The following is a 20,394-nucleotide window of genomic DNA, read 5'->3' on the forward strand; positions in this document are numbered from 1 at the left end:
CCACCAAGGGAGAGGCCAAGCAGGGTGCGTCAGCGGCAGATGGAGCCGAATGTCAGCCGATCAGAACTTCACGGTCGCCGTCGCGAACACCTGCCGCGGGTTGCCGTAGAACGCGGTGGCGACGCCCTCGGTGCCCAATGTCGGCACGAAGGCGCCTGCCGCATTGCGCGTCGGCGTGCCGTCGGGTGCGGTCGCGAGGAACTGATAGCCCGAGGTGATGTACTGCTTGTTGAGGATGTTCTTGGCGTTGACCCCGAAGCTGAAGAGGTCGGCGTCGTCGCGCCAGATCAGCGCAGCATCCCACAGCGCATAGCCCTCCTGATCGAGGAACGGGCTCGGCGTTTCGAACTGGAAGGTCTTGCTGCGATAGCTGAGCGTGGTCGACCCGGTTATCATGCCCGAGAACGCCGGAACCGCGCCGGTGAAGGTGCCCGATGCGGTCCATTTGGGCGTGTTCTGGATGCGGCGCAGATCGGCGACGTCGATGTTGCGCGCATCGATGAAGCGCTTGTACTCGCCATCGATGTAACCCAGCGTTGCGTTGACGCTCAGAAACGATCCGCTGCCGGCAAACTCCTGTGCGAAAACGGCATTGCCTTCGAACTCGAGCCCCTTGAACTCGGCCTTGCCGGCATTGGTGGTGACGCCGATGAAGGTGTCGTTGACGCCGTCGCCGTTCGAATCGAACCCGGCGGACCCTGGCACCTGGACGTTGGTGTAATCGGCATAGAAGCCGGTTACCGCCAGGTTGATCGCGTTGTTGGCGAAGCTGCCCTTCCAGCCGAGTTCATAGCTGTCGACGGTTTCGGGCTCGAAACTGAGGAAATCGAAGATCTCGTCCTCGCTGCGCACGCCATCACGGTTGAGATCGGGCGCGGCGGTGGAAAGCCCGCGCGGGTCGAAGCCGCCTCCCTTGAAGCCCTGTGAGTAGCTGGCGAAGAACAGGTGATCGGTGTTGGGCTTGAAGCTCAATGACGCACGCGGGTTGAAATCGGTAAAGCGCGCCTGGCCGTTGAAGTTCGAGGTGGTGGCGAGCACGATCGGTGTACCGCCGAACTCGGCCGAGCGGCCCAATTTGGTCTGACGCAGGATGGTCGAGTTGCGCTTGTCGACGGTATAGCGGCCGCCCAGCGACAGCGAGAGCTGATCGGTAAAATCATAGGTGAAATCGCCGAATACCGACCAGGTATCGGTGCGCACATCGCCTGCGGTGAATGCGTTGAGATTGGGGACCGTGGTGAACAGCAGCACGTCGAACGCGGTCGAAGCCTTGGCATCGAGATAATAGAAGCCGACCAGACCCTTGAGGCGGCTGCCTTCGTAGAGCAGCTGGAATTCCTGACTGACCTGCTCGTTGCGGTACAAGGCTGGCACATCGACATCGATCGCGGGCAATGCGTCGAAATCGATCGGGGTGAAGCTGTCATCCTTGCGCCAGGCGCTGATCGAGCGCAGCGTCAGCGTGTCGGTGAGTTCGGCGGCGATGTTCATCGCCAGACCATAAGCCTCGATATCCTGCTCAGGACTGTTGAGTCCGGCGCGGGTGTCATAGACATCGCGCAGCACCGGGATGCCGCTGCGGATGCCGGGGATCAGGCGATGGCCGTTGCGCGGATCGGACTTGTCGCGGGTGTAGTCGCCCGAGATGCGGATCAGCACCGGCGCGTCATAGCCGCCGATTTCCAGCGTCCCGCGCCCGGCATAGACATCGCGGTTGTAGTTTTCGAGGCTGCGGATGTTGAGGTTGTCGCCAAAACCGCCACGCGAAAGCCGGGCTACGGTGCCGCCGACGCGCACGATATCGCCGATCGGAGCGGACACGGTGACCACGCCTTCGGCCTGGTCATAGGTGCCATACGTCGCGCGGACCTTCATGCTGAAGTCCTGCGGCAGCATCTTGGTGACATACTTGACCGCGCCGCCGATGGTGTTGCGGCCATAGAGCGTGCCCTGCGGCCCGCGCAGCACCTCGATCCGCTCGACCTCGTAGATGTCGAGCACTGCGGCCTGCGGACGGTTGAGGTAGACGTCATCGAGATAGATGCCGACGCCTGCCTCGAACCCGGGAACCGGATCCTGCTGGCCGACGCCGCGGATGAACGCGGTCAGCGTCGAGTTGGTGCCGCGCGAGTTTTCCAGCGTGGTGTTGGGGGTGATCTGCGAAAGATCGGTGATGTCGAGCGCGCCCTGGTTTTCCAGCCGCTCGGCCGAAAAGGCGCTGATCGAGATCGGCACGTCCTGCAGGTTTTCCGCGCGGCGGCGGGCGGTCACAACGATGACATTGCCGCCGGCCGACGTGGTCTCCGCTTCTTCCTGCACGTCCTGCGCCTGGGCGTTGGCGGGAAGCGCGGTCAGCGCGGCTGCTGCGACGCCCAGCGTCAGCGCGGCGCGCGTCGTGGCAAAGCGGGTAAACCGAAACGATGTCATGGCAATCCTCCCATCATCCAAACCTGAAGCCCCGCGGTGTACCGGTTCATAATTCGACCGACCTTGCGCGAGGCGTATTTGTCCATTAGTGAAAGTTGAACCAGCTTTCAACTCTTATCCGAAATGGGGAAGACAAAGCCGGGTTAATCAGCCAGACGTGTTGCATCAGTGCATCATGTGCGGCGGTAGGAGTGGATTATGGCGGCGCAGGCATCTGGGCAGGCAGGCAACAAGGCGGGCACTTCGCCCGAACAGTCGGCAAAGACGCCGCGCACCGCGCGTGGTCGCGCCACCTTGCGCAAGCTGCTCGATGCTGCGGCGATCGAATTTGGCGAGCGCGGTTTCCACGAAGCCTCGATCAGCGGCATCACCCGCCGCGCGGGAACTGCGCTGGGAAGCTTTTACACCTATTTCGATTCGAAGGACGAAATCTTCCGCGCGCTGGTGCAGGACATGTCGGCGCAGGTCGGCCTCCATGCTGCCGCTGCGATGCAGGAGGCCAAGACTGCACTCGACCGCGAACGCGCCGCGCTGAAGGGGTTTTTGGAGTTCGCCCGCGAGCACAAGGAAATCTACCGGATCATCGACGAGTCCGAGTTCGTCGATTCAGACAGTTACCGCGCGCATTATCAGGTTACCGCCTCGCGCATCCTGAACCGGCTTAAGGCTGGCGCCGAAACCGGCGAGCTGCGCGAGGACGTCAGCGAACTGCATGCCTGGGCGGTGATGGGGATGAACGTGTTTCTGGGTCTGCGCTATGGCGTGTGGACCGAGGACATGACCCCCGAGGCCATCGCGCGGGCGGCGAACGATTTCATCGCGCGCGGATTGCGGCCTTGATGGTCGTCAAAGTGATTGCGCCCTGACCCGTCATTCCCGCGAACGCGGGAATCCCGCTTGTACTCAACGGCTGCGCAAAAGCGGGACCCCCGCCTTCGCGGGGGTGACGAAGGTACAGGTACAAATGCCCTCAATCGCTGGCCATCAGCAGGTCGGGCAGGTCTCCGCTCGCGCCGCGCGCCTCATCGATGATGAACCGCCGGATCAATCCGGTACGCCCGACGATCTGCATGCCCAGACGCCGCACCAGCGAGGGTGCGCTACCAGGCAGGCCATAAAGCCGATTGAGCACATCGGTTGCTGCTGCCATCATCGCATTGTCGAGCATCCGCCAATCCTGATAGCGCTTCAATTGCGCCAGATCGCCAGGGTCAAGCCCCAGCCGGGCGCCCTCGCCCAGCACCTGTGCCAGCGCCGCAACATCACGCAGACCCAGGTTCAGTCCCTGCCCGGCGATCGGATGGATGATGTGTGCGCTGTCGCCGACCAGAGCGATCCGCGGCGCAACCATCGCGCTCGCCTGACACAAGGTCAGCGGCCAGTTGCTGCGCGGTGCGACGGGTGTGATTGCGCCCAGAAAACCACCGCTCATCTTGGTCAGCGCCGCGCCGAAAGCACGGTCGGATAGCGAGACCCAGGCATCGGCCTTGCCCTCGGGGACGGTCCATACGATCGAGGCCATTGGCCGGCCGTCATCATCATCATTGAGGGGAAGGATCGCAACCGGACCATCGGGGTAAAAAATCTCGAACGCGGTGTTCTTGTGCGGCTTTTCCAGCGTAACCGCCGTCACGATGCCGCGCTGGTGGTAAGACCACCGGCCCAGCGTGATTCCCGCCAAGTCCCGCGTCGGGGAAACGCGGCCTTCGGCGCCGACCAGTAACGAGGCGGAAAAAGCACGGCCATCGTCAAGCGTGATAGTAGCGCGATGGGCGTCGATGGTGCGCGCGGCAACATCAGCGCCCATCACCAGATCGATGTCCGCATCCGCGCTGGCTGCCTCAAACAGCGCAGCGCGCAGCAGGCTGTTGGGCATCATCACCCCCATGCCATCGACGCCGGCGTCGAAATCTAGGCCGCCCTTGCGCAGGCCATCGCTGACCGCGATCCTGTCGATCGGGCAGGCATCGCGCCACAAAGCATCGGCCAGCCCCAAGTTTTGTAACATCTGCCAGCTGGTGCTGGCTAGCGCCGATGCGCGGCCATCAAATTCTGGGTCGGCCAGCCTCTCGGGGCTGATCCGGTCAACTACCCGCACGCTCATTCCGCTGCGTGCCAGAGCCAGTGCCAATGCAAGGCCCGCAGGCCCTGCGCCCATGATGAGGATGTCGCTATGCTGTGTCTCGGTCATGCTGCCAATGTAGGGCGTGACCTGCTGCCTGAACAGGGGCTTTGCAGCGCGGAGTCGCGCTGAAGTCCTTGCTTGACGCGGAGTCGCTCCTCTGTGCAAAATGCGGGGGATTTACCATAACGCCGGAGTTGAACAGGATATGGCCAGTCGCGCCGCCACCAGAAACGCGCCCGATTGGCGCGACCTGATGCGTCAAAGCCTGTTGCGCAGCGGCAGCCTGATCCTGTCGCTGGTGCTGTTTTCGCTCGTCGCGTTTGCGGCCGTGGCGCTCCTCACGTACCACCAGACCGACGCCTCGTTCAATACTGCCGCAGGTGGTCCGATCGATAACTGGATGGGAACCACCGGCGCATGGATTGCCGACATGATGCTGTTTTTGGCTGGTCCCGCCGGCGCGGCGCTGCTGCCGATCACTGCGGTGCAGGCGCACCGCTTGTGGATCAACCGTCCGTTGGGCTTCTGGCGCCGTTCGGTTGCTGTCACGGTGATCAGCATCGTGCTGCTGGCTGTGGCCGTTACCGTGTTCGTCGGCGAATCCGCACAGCATTTCCCTGCAGGTCCCGGCGGTCTGATCGGGCTGGTCGGCGCACGCGGAATCCATGGGCTTGCAGGATTGTTGCCGCCCGCCGGGGTGGCGTGGGCTGTTTATACCACCGCCACACTGCTGGCACTGGGCGGAACGGTGCTTGGCTGGAAGGCGCTGGGGCTGGAGCGCGGACTGCTGCGTATGCCGCCGATCAAAGTCAGCGTGCCTGAGGCGCTGTTCCGCAAGCCGATCGGCCCGACCATCGACGAGGATGATGAAGAAGCGATCGAGGGTCTGCAAGAGACCCCGCGCGCCGCTCTGGCCGCGCCGCGCAAGGAAGCCGTTCCCGACACTCGCCCACCGCCGGAGATCACCGAGCCCTCACTGCGTCCTGCCAAGGCCCAGTTGGGTCCCAAAAGCAAGCAGGGCGATTTCTTTGGCCCCTATGACCTGCCCTCGGTCGACCTGCTCGATCCGCCGCCGACCAGCACCGGCCCCGCGCTCGACAAGATCGCGCTGGAACGCAACGCGCGGCTGCTCGAAACCGTGCTCAGCGATTTCAACGTCAAGGGCGAGATCACTGCGGTGCGCCCCGGCCCGGTCGTAACCCGCTACGAATTGCTCCCAGCGCCGGGTATCAAAGCTAACCGCGTGATCCAGCTCGCCGACGATATCGCACGCAACATGTCGGCACGGTCGGCGCGCGTTGCCGCGATCCCGTGCCGCAAGGAACTGGGCATCGAACTGCCGAACCAGCACCGCGATGCCGTGGTGCTGCACGAGATGATCGGATCGACCCACTTTGCCGAGAATACCGGCCAGCTGCCGGTGATCCTGGGCAAGAACATCTCGGGCGATCCGGTGATCGCCGATCTCGCGCCGATGCCGCACCTGCTGATCGCGGGCACCACCGGGTCGGGCAAATCGGTCGGCCTCAACGCGATGATCCTCTCACTGCTCTACCGGATGACTCCGGAAACGCTGCGGCTGATCATGATCGATCCTAAGATGCTCGAACTGTCGATCTATGACGGCATCCCGCATCTGCTCTCCCCTGTTGTCACCGAACCGCAAAAGGCGATCCGCGCGCTCAAATGGGCGGTCGAGCAGATGGAAGAGCGCTACCGGATGATGAGCGAGCTCAAGGTCCGCAGCCTCGTCAACTTCAACGACAAGATCCGCGTCGCCAAAGCCAAGGGCATCCCGCTGGGCGAAGAGGTCCAGACCGGCTGGGATCCGGTGAGTGGCCAGCCTCAGTACGAGAAAAAGCAGCTCGATTACGAGCCGATGCCGCAGATCGTGGTGATCGTCGACGAGCTCGCCGACCTGATGATGACCGCGGGCAAGGAGGTCGAGTTCCTGATCCAGCGGCTGGCGCAGAAGGCGCGCGCGGCAGGCATCCACCTGATCATGGCGACGCAGCGTCCGTCGGTCGATGTCATCACCGGCGTGATCAAGGCCAACCTGCCGACCCGCATCAGCTTCCACGTCACCAGCAAGATCGACTCACGTACTATCCTGGGTGAACAGGGTGCCGAGCAGCTGCTGGGCAAGGGCGATATGCTGTACATGTCGGGCGGCAAACAGGTCGAGCGCGTCCATGGGCCGTTCGTCTCGGATGAGGAGGTCCGCCGCGTCGCCGATCACTGGCGCTCACAGGGAGCGCCCGATTACATCCAGGCGGTGACCGAAGAGCCAGAGGATGGCGGCTTTGCGCTCGACGGGGCGAGCCTCGACGATACGCCCGAAGAGCAGATGTACCGCAACGCCTGCCAGATCGTGTTCGAAAGCCAGAAAGCCTCGACCAGCTGGCTGCAACGGCAATTGCGCATCGGCTACAACAGCGCGGCGCGTCTGGTCGAACGGATGGAAGAGGATGGCTTCATCAGCGCGCCCAATCATGTCGGGCGGCGCGAAGTGTTCCGCGACAAGGACGGCAACCCGCTCTGACCGCGCGGGTCACTTCTCGCCTGCGACCTTAATATCCTTTTCCAGCAGCGTCTTCACGTAAAGACGCTGCACCATCACGAACAATACGACGGTCAGCGGCGCTGCCAAAAGTACGCCGATGAAGCCGAACAGCAAGCCGGCGGCCACGACAGCGAACAACAGAACAGCGGGAGGCACATCCACCGCGTGCTTCTGAATCATCGGTTGCAGTAGGTAACTCTGCAGTTGCTGCACGATGATATACAGAACCAGCGTCCAAAGAGCCACCGTGGGCGAGACGGTGAACGCCAGCAGCACGGCGGGAACTGCGGCGATGATCGGACCCACCATCGGAATGACATCGAGAAGCCCCGCAATCAGCCCTAGGCCACCGGCGGCAGGGACACCCAACAGGGCAAGCCCCGCCCCCGAGAACAGCGCGACGAACACCGAGGATACCGCTTGACCGAGCATCCAGCCACGCAATCCGCGGGCTGCATCCTCGAGTGCCTCATCCAACGGCCCCTCCGCGCGGCGCGGCATCAACAGCACCACTCCGCGCCGATAGACCTGCGGATCGCTGGCTATGAAGATCGCCCCAAAAAAGATCAGCAGAAAATTGGCAAGGCTGCTTGTGGCTGTCATCGCAAAACCACCCAATCGCGACGCCATGGTAGAGATGTCACCGCTGCCCTGCCTGAACAATTCGCGCGCCGAATCTCCCAGCCCCAATTGGTCGAGTTGCGCTTCGACATTGTCGATCGCAGACGGGATACTCTGGCGGATGGTATCGAATTGGCTGGCAAGCTGTGACCCGAACAGGGTGAACACTCCGGCAAAAACCCCCAGCAACAACAGCACCGAAATGGCGAGCGCCGGGCCCCGGTTCATACCGGTAATACGGCAAACCCCGCTGGCGATCGAGGAAAACACCGCTGCCAGGACCAATGCTGCAAAGACCATCATCAGGAAACCGGCCAATTCGACCAGCAACCATGCAAGTCCCAAAATGGCAACCACGACCATCGTCATGGCGGCAACCCTGCCCATGCCGGGCATGGGGTTCCGGCTGTCTCGGTTTGCAGGCTCCATCGGGTTAGACTTTCACAAGAGAATTGCACCACCGGCAAGTAGCCAGTGGTGCATATGATGGCCTAGATATCATCGGTTATTCAGTGGGAAAAGCAGCGAAAATAGGCGCCTACTTGTCCATGGTTGGGCGAGCCTGAGGCTATGTCACCTTCTTGTAGATGAAGGTGCCAATTACGAACAGCGCAACCGCAATCACAACAGCGATCCAGAACAGGATTTTGGCCAGATCCCAAGCAAAGCCTGCAAGGCCGCCGAAACCCAGGACACCTAGAACGAGGGCGATAATGGCGAAGATGAGGGCAGCTCTGAGCATGAAGGATCCTTTCAGCGGATGTTCGCGGTAATGTCTTGCATCACGTTACGCCAAACCGCGCCGAACGGTTCCGTCTCCGAAACTACAGTTGTTCCTGCTGGATTCTGACCGAAGGGTCAGATCGAAAAACTCGAACCGCAGCCACACCCCGAGGCGGCATTGGGATTGGTCACCTGAAACGCCGAACCGCCAAGCGATTCGACAAAATCGACCGCGCTGCCGCGCACCAGATCCAGGCTCGTCTCATCGACAACGAGCGACACACCATCCTGGATAGCGACGGTGTCACCGTGTTCCGGCGCATCTGCTAGGCCGAAGCGATATTGAAAGCCCGAACACCCGCCACCTTCCACCGACAGGCGGAGCACGGCAGGTTTGCCCTGCTTGGCCGCGATTGCAGCCACACGGCTTGCAGCGCTGGGGGTGAGGATGATGTCGGTGGTTGCGGTATGGTCCATGAGCCCAACATAAGCCTTCCGGGCCGCAGCGACAAGCCGCCACCTGCCAAGCGATTATGGCTGCGCCCGCCCCCAAAACAAAAAAGGGGCCGGTCCGAAGACCGACCCCAATTTTGCTGCCAGATCTTTCGACCCGGCGAGTGGCTTACATGCCCGAACCTGGACCGTACGTGATTTCCACACGACGGTTCTGAAGTTCGCGAACGCCATCGGCGGTCTGCACGCGGTTCTGGGTTTCCCCGAATGCCTGAGTGCTGATCGCGTTTGCCGGGATGTTCCGCGAGACCAAGTAGGCCTGAACGGAGTCGGCACGGCGCTGAGACAGACCAACGTTGTAGCTGGCTGCACCCGAACGGTCGGCGTGACCTGCGAGCATGATCGGAACCGAACCACAGCTGCCATAGGCTGCCACGGCGTTGTCCAGAATGGTCGCTGCTTCCGGCGTGATGTTCGACTTGTCGAAGTCGAAGAACACGATGTACGGACCCTTCTCGCAAACCGGCGGAGGCGGCGGCGGAGGTGGCGGAGGAGGCGGCGGTGGCGGAGGAGGCGGCGGCGGGGGAGGAGGAGGCGGAGCCGCTTCTTCACCACCGAAGTTGTAGATGATGCTGCCCAGGATCGAGTGGCTGCGGAAGCGGCCATCGAAATCACGACCACCAGCGTCGATCAGGCTGACCGAGTCGCTGTTGAAGAAGCGATACTTCAGACCCACGTCCCAGCTGTCGCTGAGCGGAGCACGAACGCCAGCGAGAACCTGCCATGCGAAGCCGGTGTCGGAGTCGTTCAGGAATGCCGAACGGCCGGGGTTGGTAGCTGCTGCAGTGATATCCGTACGGGCAACACCGACGCCGCCACCGATAAAGCCCTGAAGGCCATCGTTGTCGCCGAAGTCGACCAGGCCGTTAAGCATGAACGCCAGAACGTTGGCCGAACCAACTGCATTCGAGCTACCGATCAAAGCAGGAAGGGGCGCACCGCGTGCGATTGCGACAGTGCTCTGCACATCGGTCAGGTCAGCTTCACGATAGCTGACTTCGGCTTCCATACGGAAGGGGCCGAAATCGTAACCGACGATACCGCCGACATCATAACCGGTGTCTGCATTCACGATCACCGCATTGCTGACCGCGCCGACATCGAACTCGATATCCTCAACGATCATGGCGCCGCCTTCGACGCCAACGTACCACTCGCCATCACGGGCAAACGCCGGTGTGGTCAGGGCGGTAGATGCCAACGCCAGTCCTATGACTAACTTGCGCATAGATATTCCCCTTATAATTAGGATTTGAAACGACAACTCGGGAACGTTACTAACCCCAACCTAGTTGCCACGCAAGCGCGGTTTTGCCGATAGTGTTGCCGAAATGTCGCCATTTCAGGGTGTGTCGGACAAAAAGTGGTTGTTGCCGACCCGTCCTTGAAGACTGGATCGACCGCGCCTGTCATTTTCGAATCATAACAGTAGAATATCCATGAGATCAATCATGTAGCGTCAAGCAGGCCAAATTGTCGCAGAGCCATCAACACCGCGCTAAGGGCGTTACGTGCTTCAAGATCGATAACCGTGCCGCCTGTTGGCTCGGCAGCCGAGGTTGCCCCACGCCATGCACCTCCATCGAAAATGCGCACGATCGCTCGGTCTCGATCGTACATCCGCATTCCTGCTACCGGTGTGACAAAGCGCCAACCGCCTGCGGTAAAGACGGCGATGGTGCCAGCTCTCCCCGCCCATGCCCCGACAGGTGCCTCATCGACGATCCACACCCTTCCCTCGGCCAAATCCAGGGTCGCAGGATCTGAAACCTTCGACTCGGTGCATCCGCTGAGCAGCGCGTCGATCAATGCCAACGCTTCGTTGTGGGTAATTTCCTTTTGCGCCTGCGCAGCGAGCATGGCTATGCTCCGGACCACGCAGGCTCTCGGGCTCAGCGGCGGAATACAGCATCGCCTGCGCCCCGCCGGGCCAGCGCAACCGGCGCAACGATGGCTCCCAGTGTGGCCGCGTGGCATCGGGCGCGATTCCCAGCAGCCCGCTCTGCCCCTCCACCATAACGCTGCGCGCTTCGGCGAGGTTCGCTGCGACCAGCGCGATCCGCGCATCGGGCAGCGCCTCGCCGATCGCGCGCACCCATTCGGCCCCGGCGCGGGTCTTGCCAAAGCCGCGCCCGGCCATGATCAGCCAGATCCGCCAGTCTCCCTCCGGAGCAATCTGGCCGGGCCTCGCCCAGAACTGCCAATGATGCGCGAGGCCCATTGCCGCTGCATCGCTCATCCCGTTGATATAGCGCCGCGCCGCAGCAGCCGGCATTGCCGCCAGCCGCTCGGCGAGCGAGCGCCCGGTCATTGCGCTGGCGCCGCGTCGCGATCTTCGGACTGGTCCGTGCCGATAGCGGTATCCAGCCGCTGGCGGATCTGTTCAAGCGTCGCGGCAAGCTGGTCGCGGGCGACTACCGCTGCCACTACATCGCCGCCTGCCCCCTCATTGCGTCCCTTTTCGACATTCGCCTTGTACGCCATAAGCAGCTTGAGGCCCTGCGCATCGTCATATTCGGTCGCGCGGCCGATGCTGCCATCGGGCCGCTTGACGGGCTTGAGCGTACCGAACCGCGCGGTCTTGAGCATCCGGAATTCCAGCTCGTCATAGCCGGTCGCAATCGCCGACTGCCAGCCGTTGCTGAACGCGGGGCTGATCGCACGCAACCGGTACACCGCCGAGCGCGATATCCCCGCACGCTTTGCCGCGACTGAAACGTTCGACGTTTCAGCCAGATGATCGAGAAACGCCCGCAGGCATTCCTCCGACACAGTTTCGGACAAACGGGAATCTCCGCAAACGTGGTCACGCGAAAAAGTAAATCACGGTCGAGAGAGCGTCCCGTCAGGCCATTTGCCCGACTCGCTTCATCTCGATCTTCATGATTTGTGGCGATTATGCATCTTACAAACCCATGGCGGAAATGCGTGGGTTGCGGGTTTTGACGGCTAACCGGGTTGGTTTGCGGACCCCGGAAATAACGGGGATCGACTCTGGCGCTGCATCAGCGCAGCCTTGCCGAGTAACGACTCGGGGGGATTAGATGCGTAGGCCGATCAAGCCATTTAAAATGCCACGCCTGACCAAAGCCAAGCCTATCGAGCGCGTATGGCCTAAAAACCCGCTCGCAGCTGCAAAGAGTCGCCAAGACGCCTTACTGGCACTTGCCCAACGCCGCTGCCTCACCTTCACTTATCACGGCTGCTATCGCGTCGTCGGCGTCTTCACAGTCGGGCTCACCCAAGCAGGAAGGCCAGCCATGAGTGCATGGCAGATCGATGGTCAGTCGAATTCTGGTACCGTGCCCAAGTGGGGCCTGTTCTGCTTTGATGAATGCTTCGACGTTGCGCTGTCTGATCTCCCAATGCCCACCCAGCCTGCCGATTACAGCAAGGGGGCGAAACAATTCCGTATCATTGACGCAGAGTTCTAGACCGCAGTCACACGGTCCGGGCAGAAACGCAGGGCCGTCATGAACGGCGCAATCAGAAGCGTGTCCCATAGTGGTATCTAGATACCACAGGTATTATAATACCACAAGCCCTAGTTACGGCTCGAAAGTTCATCCGCCAGCCGCTGCAACTGGCCAGCAATCCGGTCTAACCGCTTTTCAGTTTCACTGGCTGACACAATTTGGATGGTGGCTAGCACCACGCCAACCACTGCGATCACAACGGCCTCAATCGTCATTCTGGCTTCTCGACCGGCTTGTGCTTCACCAGCTTGCCTAGCCGGTCAGAAAAGCGCTTTGGGTCGTCATCTGTTTCCAGATCGCGCGCGGCCTGCTTGAACTTGTCGAGTTGGATTTTGCTAGGTTCCATTATGCTTCTGCCTTTCCGGCCTGCGTCGTCCCGTTGTCCAGCTTCGGGTACCCCCTCCGCTTTATGATTTTGTTGTTTCTCTGTTCGACAATTAAGTAGGCTGCAAATGCCCTGCGGTGCTTACGGGACTGGCCTAAAAAATCCTCAATCACGCCCTTAGCAATATCAAGGTCTTGCCTCACCGAATCCAGATCTATTTCCACGACTGGGCTATAATCGGCCTCATGCCGCTTTAACTGGAATGCTTTGAAGTAATAGCCAAACTCGCCAATTTGAGGCGGAAACCTGTCTATCATATCACTGTCACACCGACTAAAGACTGTGTTATGATTTAGCGCCCGGTAGACCTGCATCCAAGCGCGGTCGCTACGTTCAACACCATCCTCTCCCACCAGCATGTCTGCGGCATCGCGGGCAAGGCAATGAAAGAGCGCATAGTAAATCGTGCTTTGGGCTCGACGTAGATCGCATTCGGTCGGCTGCGTATCCTGCTGATGCAGAAGGCACTCCGCCGTGCTCAATAGATCAGGCGGATGCACCTGCCAACGCGCGTCGAGATCCGAATGAAAAAACAGGGAACCCGGCTTCTAACCTGCTTATATCAGGGACGACAGAGCGGACGAGGTTCCGCAGCTTGCTGGTTTCTGGCTTTTCGTGGAACTCAACGCGGACCTCAATTACGGGCTCGCCATCCGATGTATCCATCGATACGACAGTGACGCCCGCGACGGTGCCGTCCGGAAACTGCGACCGGATCGCGCGCTCAATTTCATCGCGCATAATGGGATCGAGTTCATACGTCATAGCATGCTTATATAAGGGGTAAGAGATGAACATTGTCTATACCGCCACCCGAAGCTACCGCCTAGAAGGCGGTAGCTTTACCTTGCAAAAAAGTCAAGAGATTCAGGGGTAAAAAATTTTCTGCTAGCGAATTTACCACGAAATAGGAAATATCCTACAACGGCTTAAACTAAGTTTTCCGCTTACGGTGCCGGCGCCTGTTTTTCCGGGCCATAGCCCCACATGCAGGCCGATTAGCAATCAACTGGTTGATACATCAGTCGCTTGCCAACGATGCCAGCCACCGCCGTGCGCGCCCGCTGGCGGTCATCAATGCCGTTGGCGATCCGGTTGTTATAGCGGAACTCGAACTCTGCCAGATAGCGGTGCAGATGCTGTTCGCCGCAATGCTGGTAAACCCCCTTCATGCCGCGCTTGAAGATCGAGAACGCGCCTTCAACGGTGTTCGTGTGGATGGTGCGGTCCGAGTAATCGACATACTGGCGGATGCCGTGCAGCGTGGTGCCGTGCTCGGCAAATTCCTTGCCCAGCTTCTTATACATCTTGGCTTCGTCCGTCATCAAACGAGCTTCGCGCGAGATGTTGGCACGCACGATCGGGTGCACTTCGTCTGCGCGGAACTTGTCGAACGTGAACGAGCGCATGGTGCCGCTGTCACGGTCAAGCAGCGCCAGAACGCCAAGCTTGTGAGCGTGGCCGCCGCGAGCCTTCTTCATGCCGCTGCGCTGGCCAAAGTAGGTTTCGTCAACCTCAACCGGCGTGCCGCCCGAACCGAACGGAACCGACAGATCGCCAGAGCGCATTGCTTCGCGGATCCGGTGGGCAAGGAACCATGCACTCTTATACTGCACTTCAAGCACACGGCTAAGCTGGTGGGCGCTGATGCCCTTCTTGCTGGAAACCATCAGATGCACAGCCTGGAGCATCTTGTGCAGCGGCATGCGCGCATGCTCAAACACAGTGCCAACCTTGACGGTGAACTGCTTGCGGCACTCACCGCACTTTTTCAGACCATGACGCACAACGCCTTCGGGGTTCTTTACGCTCGGCTTGGAGCGGACGCCCGACAGATCATAGACCCGACCACCCACCACGCCGCAATGCGGGCAGGCAACTCCATCCGCCCACACGACGCTTTCCAGATATTCGAAAGCCTTGGCTTCATCGTGGAAGTAGGGGGAAGAGAGAACCGACATGGTGAAATGCTCCGTTAATGAGCATTCTATGCCAGATCAGGCTGGGTTTGTAAAGTGCATAATCGCCTGATTTGTGCCATATCAGCGTCACGATGTCAACCGAAAATAACCTATATGGTTATCAGTCGCGCTCGTCGGGCGGGGCAGGGTCGTGTATCAGATTGAGCCTGCGCAGGGCCAGGCAGGCGAGCCGCGCGGTTTCGCTCTTTCGGCGTGCGGGCGACAGCGGGCGGGTTGCCGCAGAGCGAATGATCTCGGCATCGTAGGCGTCCGCGACGATCAGCCCAGTGGTTTCCGGCAGAAATGCTGGCCCCTCAACCAAGGCTGCCTCAAGCGTGGGCGGAAGCCCCCAATAGAACCGGTCGCAATGATCGAGATACTCGGGCCATTTGGAATCGCCCAACAGATCGGCGCGCGATACCTTGATCTCGACGATCACAATTGCCCCGCGCGCATCGATCCCCATCAGGTCGGCGCGGCGTCCGTTGGGCAGCGCAATTTCGGGAGCAACCCAGATCTGGTTGCGGCGAAACAGCCGGGCAACGCCCCGCGCCACCGCCGCCGCGCCCTGCAGCGGACCTATTGGCGCGATCAGGGAGGCATCAAGGGGATCGTCCATCACGACGGTCGGAAGTTGCAGGCTGGCTCGGGTCATTCCCGATCCTAATACAAAAGGGGAACAAATGAAAGGCGTGGCAGCGCCTGGTTCCGTTTCCAGCTCGGCGTCAATGCGTTGTGGTATATCCCAGTGCCGCCAGAATGGTGCAATAACTCGCCGAGGCTTCATCATGCAGCAGCGCAGCCGCTCTGCGGTTGAGCCGTCCTGCCATCCGCGCTTTTTCCAGTGCCAGCAGACCGGCGTGAAGCTCGATGCCAAGCGTAACCAGGTCCCGCCCAGCAGTATCAATCCCGCAAGGGGCCGCTGCAGTCAGGATCGCCGACAGATCTGCACGGCGCGACAATGCGCCAAACGCAGGCCGATAGGGGACCCCTGCCAACCGGGCGACGATAGACAGCGCTGTTGCGACCGCCTCGATCCGGTCGAGCACGTCCTGCGCGTCATCGTTGGAAGCCGTATCTGCGGCGAGAATCGGTGAAAGCGGTGCAAACATGATGGCTGACAGTAATGATGCACAGTTAACGGCATTCTAAAGGTCCGATACGGATAGATACGAGTGGCGAAAAAGACACGATCTTTCAACCAACTTGTATATTTTGGCATTTTTCTCTTGTGCAGCGCAGCATGACACGGCAGCATTGCTGACGCTGATCATGAGCACCCCGATCTGACGCCCAGGGACGTCGTATTCAAAGAGGGTCGCCATCGCAGCGCAGGCGGGACGAAACGCATCCAGTTGAAAGGAAAAACATGCGTACGTCCAAATTCAACCGGGGCCTTGCTGGCCTCGCAATTCTCGTATCGTCGGCATTTGCCACCCCTGCGTTCGCGCAGGAGCAAGAGGCCTCGCCGCCGGTGACCGTTTCCGGCTCTGTCGGCCTTGTGTCGGATTATCGTTTCCGCGGCGTATCGCAGTCCGATGAAGGCGTCGCGCTGCAGGGCGGCTTTACCGTAAGCCACGAATCGGGCTTCTATGCCGGCACATGGGGATCCAACCTTGCAGGATGGGGAACCTTTGGTGGTCCGAATCTGGAGGTCGATCTGTTCGCAGGCTATGCGACCACGGTCGGTTCGGCGGGCATCGATGTCGGCGTGACCTGGTACATGTATCCCGACGGTTTCGACAACACCGACTTCTTTGAAGGCTACGCCAAGCTCAAGGGCACCGCAGGCCCCGTCACTTTGACGGCTTCGGTGCTTTATGCGCCCAAGCAGGAAGCGCTGGGCAATTTCTCGAACACCCCGTTCAGCCGCGGCCAAAAGCAGGACAATCTGTATCTTGCGGGCGATGCAGCGTTCAGCATTCCGGACACTCCGGTCACCCTGACCGCGCATATCGGCTATTCGGATGGAAACCCCGGCCTTGGCCCCAACGGCACGAGCATCGCGCCGACAGGCAAATATTGGGACTATTCGTTCGGTGCGGCGGTCAATGTCTATGGCACGCTGACGTTGAGCGTGACCTATGTCGATACCGACATCACACCTGCCGAATCGGCCTATCTTCTGCCGAACTTCCAAAAGTTCCGCACCGGTGGCGGCCAGATCGCCGACTCGGCCTTCGTGTTCGCGGTTACCGCAGCGTTCTGATGCTCTGCTGATATCGCCTTTGGAGGGCGTGGCCGCATCTGTCTGCGACAGATGCGGCCACTTTTTTTGGCAAGCGGATTGTTTTTCGCTATGGGCGCAAGCGCATGACCAAACTGCGCCTTGCTACCACTCATCCGGGAGAGCCCGAGATCTTCCATTCGCTGCAGGGCGAAGGAGTGTCTGCGGGAAGACCATCGGTTTTCGTGCGGCTATCGGGCTGCAACCTTGCCTGCCACTGGTGCGACACGCCGTATACCTGGTTTTTTACCGACCATGCTGGCGACCATCGCGGCAGGCAGACTTTCGATCGACGCGACAACAGCCTGACCCTTGACGCCGCCCAAGTCGCGCAGCAGATCGCTGCGTTTGGATGTCGGTACATCGTCTTCACCGGGGGTGAGCCACTGCTACAGCAGCCTGGGCTTGTTGCATTGTGCGAGGCACTTGGGCCGGATTACCATATCGAAATCGAAAGCAACGCCACAGTCGCGCTGACGCCGGCATTTGGCGGGCATGTCGATCAGCTCAACCTGTCCCCCAAGCTCGTCCATTCGGGCAACCCAGATTCCGCTCGCCTCAACGAGGCAGCATTACTGACCTATGCACAGGACCAGCGCGCCTGGTTCAAATTCGTAATCGCCAGCCCACAGGATGCCGATGAGGTCGCAATCCTGGCGCAACGCTTTGGCCTATCGGGTGAGCGCATTTTGCTGATGCCCGAGGGGACCAGCCCGGCCGAACTGCGCGAACGCAGCCGCTGGCTTGGCCCGTTGTGCCTGGCCAAAGGCTGGCGGTTTACCGACCGGCTGCACATCCACCTATATGGCGATACGCGCGGGACGTGAACGGTCACGGCATCGACCTAGCGTTGACTGCCCTGATTGCGCCACCGACCGACGACGCGCGAGACCATCTCGCTCTCGCCGCCACGCTGGCACCACAGGCTGCTGAACAGCGGATCATCAGAAGCAGGCCGACGCGATTCGGCAAGATCGTCGAACGATATGCGGATCGGGATCGATACGCCCTCGCCGCAGATGATACATTCGCGGTTGCGCAGCGCCGGGATCGAATCGAGGAACCCGCGTGCACCTTCGGGCATCGCCGAGCGGACATGCGCCTGATCGCGATCGTTGTTGAGACGCATCGCAATGATCGTTCCGCACTGCGACAGCACGCCTTCAGACAGATCGGATGGACGCTGCGTGATGAGCCCCAGCGATACCCCGTACTTGCGGCCTTCCTTGGCGATGCGGCTGAGCACGTTGCGCACCGCGCTGTGCTCGAGCACCCGGTCCGAGGGTATGTATCGATGCGCCTCCTCGCAGACCAGCAGCACCGGCGTGATCCGGTCCTTGCGGCTCCAGATCGCAAAATCGAACACCATCCGGCTGAGCACCGCCACCACCGTCGAGGTAATGTCCGATGGCACGCCAGAGACGTCGATGATCGAGATCGGCTTGCCGTCGGCAGGCATGCGGAAGATCCTCGAGATGAAGTCGGCCATGTTGTCGCCGACCAGCATCCCGGAGAACATGAAGCTGTAGCGCGGATCGCTTTTGATTTCCTCAATCTTGCCCTTGATCCGGAGGAACGGCGCACTCGAAGTCGCCTTGTCGAGCTTGCCCATTTCATTCTGGATGTTGGCCACCAGATCGGACAGCATGTAAGGAACCGGGGTGTCGACGGTGACTTTCGAGGCCCCTTGCGCGGCCTTGCCCTTGAGCCTGGCAGCCAGCAGGCACTTGGCCAGAATCTCGGCATCGGTCTGCCGGTCTGCGCCCGACGAGGTTAGAAACACTTCGCAATGTTCCTCGAAATTCATCAGCCAGTACGGCATCGCGAGATTGCCGACATTGAACAGCGCACCGTTTTCACTGAACGCGCTGGCATACTCACCGTGCGGATCGATCATCATGATATGCCCATCGGGCATCATGTCGCAGATCCGATGCAGGATCAGCGCGGCTGCGGTGGACTTGCCAGTGCCGGTCGATCCCAAGAGCGCAAAATGTTTGCCAAGCAGCGAATCGACATATAGCGCGCCACGGGTATCTGTGGTGGGGTAGACCGTGCCGATCTCGATATGCGGACGCGCATCGGCGGCATAAACCTGCTTCAGGTCGGCGCTGGTCATCGCGAAAAGCGGCGTTCCTGGGACCGGGTAACGCGTGACCCCGCGGCGGAAGTTGAAGATCCGCCCGGTCAGCTTTTCTTCTTCGCCTTCCCCCAGAAAATCGATCTGGCAGACGATCAGCCCGGCCTCGCGCTGGTGCATTCTCTGAGTTCGCACATTGGCGACGAGCCAGCGGGCGCCCATGCGGATCTTGACCTGGCTGCCCACCTGCCCCGCCATCGACACGCTGGGATCGGTGTGTTCCATCAACGCGGTCAGCCGGCTGGAGTCGAGCAACACCTGAGAACTGGAGCCTGCAATTTCGATGACCTCACCGATCCGCAAATGCTCTGCAGGGCGCTGGATCATCCGGGGCAATTCGGGGACATCGGCAGGAGCTGCTGGCATACGATCCTGAAAACTCCTGGGGCTAAGCTCGGTCATCGCGCAGTCCGGTGCCTTTCTGCTGCAGGTGCACCGGGCGGATTAACAGGAGACAGTAAATTTTCTCTCTATACCCCGTGACTTGGCTCCTGGTGGTGCGCAGGCATCAGATCTTGCGGAAGACCACCCCGCCCAGCCATCCCAGCAACAGCGAAATCAGTACCGCGCTTACCCCATAGAAGAACGGCTGATACTCGGCCGCCGTGGCGACGAACCGTTCGAAGCCAAACTTGCGCACCTCGATCTCGCGCACCGCAGCGGCGAGCACCTGGCCATCGCGCACCAGAAAGGTTTCAGCGGTGTAGAGGCCAGTGGGTACGCTGGCCGGGATCGACAGCCGTGCCTGATAGAGCACGCCTTCCAGGATTTCGACACTGCCCTCTTGCTGCTTGTAAAGCCCTTCGCGCTGGTTGAGATCGACCAGCCCGGAAAGGAAACGACTCTGCTCCTTGGGGTCGATCGATCCGGCAGGCGACAGCTGGAGGTTGCCAAGACCGAATTCGTAGATCGCCGCGGTGCGTTCATCGACGATCTTGTCGATCGGACGCGACGATGCCACGGCGTAATAGCCCGGCGCTGAGCGGAATTCGGTGCTCGCCGCATTGATCCAGATGCCGGCGATCTTCTGCTTTTCGCGCAGAATGATCGATTGCGGCGGGCCCTTGAGGATAACCACGATATCATTGTCGCCCGATGGCGGGGTGCCACCGGGGTAGACGATCGCACCGAACAGCAGCAGTTCCGCCCCGGTAAACCCATATTTGATCTGGATGTCGCGCTGCGATACCTCCGGCACCAGCACCGGTTCGGTGGCAGCGCTGGTCATCAGCC

At 60.7% G+C, this 20,394-nt stretch carries 22 protein-coding genes and 1 pseudogene; 5 read left to right on the forward strand and 18 right to left on the reverse strand.

Translation table 11 applies throughout. The features are described 5' to 3' along the window. Positions 1-60: 60 nt before the first annotated feature. Entirely contained in the window at positions 61-2,427 is a 2,367-nt protein-coding gene (locus tag IEW00_RS01635) for a TonB-dependent receptor (protein ID WP_188512614.1), read from the reverse strand. A 198-nt stretch (positions 2,428-2,625) separates the two neighbouring features. Here IEW00_RS01635 and IEW00_RS01640 point away from each other — a divergent pair, with 198 nt between their 5' ends. After that, positions 2,626-3,267: a TetR/AcrR family transcriptional regulator gene (locus IEW00_RS01640; protein ID WP_188512615.1), complete on the forward strand. Its 642-nt coding sequence runs from the start codon at positions 2,626-2,628 to the stop codon at positions 3,265-3,267. A 130-nt stretch (positions 3,268-3,397) separates the two neighbouring features. Here IEW00_RS01640 and IEW00_RS01645 read toward each other — a convergent pair whose 3' ends face one another. Next, positions 3,398-4,618 (reverse strand): FAD-dependent monooxygenase, encoded by a 1,221-nt coding sequence (locus tag IEW00_RS01645; RefSeq protein WP_188512616.1) that lies wholly within the window; start codon positions 4,616-4,618, stop codon positions 3,398-3,400. Positions 4,619-4,757: 139 nt separating this feature from the next. Here IEW00_RS01645 and IEW00_RS01650 point away from each other — a divergent pair, with 139 nt between their 5' ends. Further along, positions 4,758-7,094 carry a DNA translocase FtsK gene (locus IEW00_RS01650; RefSeq protein WP_188512617.1) on the forward strand — a complete coding sequence of 779 codons (2,337 nt, stop codon included), beginning with the start codon at positions 4,758-4,760 and terminating at the stop codon, positions 7,092-7,094. A gap of 9 nt (positions 7,095-7,103) precedes the next feature. Here the strand turns inward: IEW00_RS01650 and IEW00_RS01655 are convergent, their stop codons facing one another. From IEW00_RS01655 to IEW00_RS01685, 7 genes and pseudogenes are all read right to left on the reverse strand, one after another. Then, positions 7,104-8,123 (reverse strand): AI-2E family transporter, encoded by a 1,020-nt coding sequence (locus tag IEW00_RS01655; RefSeq protein WP_229736748.1) that lies wholly within the window; start codon positions 8,121-8,123, stop codon positions 7,104-7,106. A 181-nt stretch (positions 8,124-8,304) separates the two neighbouring features. After that, complete coding sequence (locus tag IEW00_RS01660) at positions 8,305-8,478, reverse strand: DUF1328 domain-containing protein (protein ID WP_188512619.1); 174 nt, start codon at positions 8,476-8,478, stop codon at positions 8,305-8,307. Positions 8,479-8,594: 116 nt separating this feature from the next. Continuing rightward, the gene (locus IEW00_RS01665) at positions 8,595-8,936 is read right to left on the reverse strand and encodes a HesB/IscA family protein (RefSeq protein WP_188512620.1); all 342 of its coding nucleotides are present in this window, start codon (positions 8,934-8,936) and stop codon (positions 8,595-8,597) included. A 145-nt stretch (positions 8,937-9,081) separates the two neighbouring features. Further along, on the reverse strand, positions 9,082-10,200 hold the full coding sequence (locus IEW00_RS01670; RefSeq protein WP_188512621.1) for an OmpA family protein: 1,119 nt from the start codon (positions 10,198-10,200) through the stop codon (positions 9,082-9,084). A 221-nt stretch (positions 10,201-10,421) separates the two neighbouring features. Next, positions 10,422-10,832 carry a DUF2793 domain-containing protein gene (locus IEW00_RS01675; RefSeq protein WP_188512622.1) on the reverse strand — a complete coding sequence of 137 codons (411 nt, stop codon included), beginning with the start codon at positions 10,830-10,832 and terminating at the stop codon, positions 10,422-10,424. Further along, positions 10,822-11,283, reverse strand: a pseudogene (locus tag IEW00_RS01680) (terminase large subunit domain-containing protein); the annotation flags it as partial. The pseudogene IEW00_RS01680 and the gene IEW00_RS01675, both read right to left, overlap by 11 nt. After that, positions 11,280-11,756, reverse strand: a complete 477-nt coding sequence (locus IEW00_RS01685; RefSeq protein WP_188512623.1) for a hypothetical protein — start codon at positions 11,754-11,756, stop codon at positions 11,280-11,282. The gene IEW00_RS01685 and the pseudogene IEW00_RS01680, both read right to left, overlap by 4 nt. 260 nt (positions 11,757-12,016) lie before the next feature. Between IEW00_RS01685 and IEW00_RS01690 the strand changes: the two genes are divergently transcribed. After that, positions 12,017-12,406, forward strand: a complete 390-nt coding sequence (locus IEW00_RS01690; protein WP_188512624.1) for a hypothetical protein — start codon at positions 12,017-12,019, stop codon at positions 12,404-12,406. A 110-nt stretch (positions 12,407-12,516) separates the two neighbouring features. On the opposite strand, the gene IEW00_RS17450 is transcribed toward IEW00_RS01690, so the two are convergent. The 7 genes from IEW00_RS17450 to IEW00_RS01715 form a co-directional block, all read right to left on the reverse strand. Beyond that, the gene (locus IEW00_RS17450) at positions 12,517-12,663 is read right to left on the reverse strand and encodes a hypothetical protein (protein ID WP_229736749.1); all 147 of its coding nucleotides are present in this window, start codon (positions 12,661-12,663) and stop codon (positions 12,517-12,519) included. Then, the gene (locus IEW00_RS17570; RefSeq protein WP_268235776.1) at positions 12,660-12,794 is read right to left on the reverse strand and encodes a hypothetical protein; all 135 of its coding nucleotides are present in this window, start codon (positions 12,792-12,794) and stop codon (positions 12,660-12,662) included. The genes IEW00_RS17450 and IEW00_RS17570 overlap by 4 nt, the downstream gene beginning before the upstream one ends. Next, positions 12,794-13,192: a hypothetical protein gene (locus IEW00_RS01695; protein ID WP_188512625.1), complete on the reverse strand. Its 399-nt coding sequence runs from the start codon at positions 13,190-13,192 to the stop codon at positions 12,794-12,796. The genes IEW00_RS17570 and IEW00_RS01695 overlap by 1 nt, the downstream gene beginning before the upstream one ends. Positions 13,193-13,319: 127 nt before the next feature. Then, on the reverse strand, positions 13,320-13,598 hold the full coding sequence (locus IEW00_RS01700; RefSeq protein WP_229736750.1) for a hypothetical protein: 279 nt from the start codon (positions 13,596-13,598) through the stop codon (positions 13,320-13,322). 233 nt (positions 13,599-13,831) lie between these two features. Next, positions 13,832-14,794, reverse strand: coding sequence for an IS1595 family transposase (locus IEW00_RS01705; RefSeq protein ID WP_188512627.1), 963 nt, complete (start codon positions 14,792-14,794; stop codon positions 13,832-13,834). A 121-nt stretch (positions 14,795-14,915) separates the two neighbouring features. Beyond that, positions 14,916-15,413, reverse strand: a complete 498-nt coding sequence (locus IEW00_RS01710; protein ID WP_188513057.1) for an MmcB family DNA repair protein — start codon at positions 15,411-15,413, stop codon at positions 14,916-14,918. Between the two features lie 106 nt (positions 15,414-15,519). Continuing rightward, a complete protein-coding gene (locus IEW00_RS01715) occupies positions 15,520-15,906 on the reverse strand; it encodes a hypothetical protein (RefSeq protein ID WP_188512628.1) in 387 nt (128 codons plus the stop codon). Positions 15,907-16,163: 257 nt separating this feature from the next. On the opposite strand from IEW00_RS01715, the gene IEW00_RS01720 reads away from it, so the two are divergent. Both IEW00_RS01720 and IEW00_RS01725 read left to right on the forward strand, forming a co-directional pair. After that, the gene (locus tag IEW00_RS01720) at positions 16,164-17,003 is read left to right on the forward strand and encodes a TorF family putative porin (RefSeq protein WP_188512629.1); all 840 of its coding nucleotides are present in this window, start codon (positions 16,164-16,166) and stop codon (positions 17,001-17,003) included. A gap of 104 nt (positions 17,004-17,107) precedes the next feature. Then, positions 17,108-17,848, forward strand: coding sequence for a 7-carboxy-7-deazaguanine synthase QueE (locus IEW00_RS01725; RefSeq protein ID WP_188512630.1), 741 nt, complete (start codon positions 17,108-17,110; stop codon positions 17,846-17,848). Positions 17,849-17,865: 17 nt separating this feature from the next. Here the strand turns inward: IEW00_RS01725 and IEW00_RS01730 are convergent, their stop codons facing one another. Beyond that, positions 17,866-19,527, reverse strand: coding sequence for an ATP-binding protein (locus IEW00_RS01730; protein WP_373282552.1), 1,662 nt, complete (start codon positions 19,525-19,527; stop codon positions 17,866-17,868). Between the two features lie 142 nt (positions 19,528-19,669). Next, positions 19,670-20,389 (reverse strand): TIGR02186 family protein, encoded by a 720-nt coding sequence (locus IEW00_RS01735; protein ID WP_188512632.1) that lies wholly within the window; start codon positions 20,387-20,389, stop codon positions 19,670-19,672. Between the last annotated feature and the right edge of the window lie 5 nt (positions 20,390-20,394).

Origin of the sequence: Blastomonas aquatica, from assembly GCF_014639875.1 — a bacterium.
Lineage (GTDB): Bacteria > Pseudomonadota > Alphaproteobacteria > Sphingomonadales > Sphingomonadaceae > Blastomonas > Blastomonas aquatica.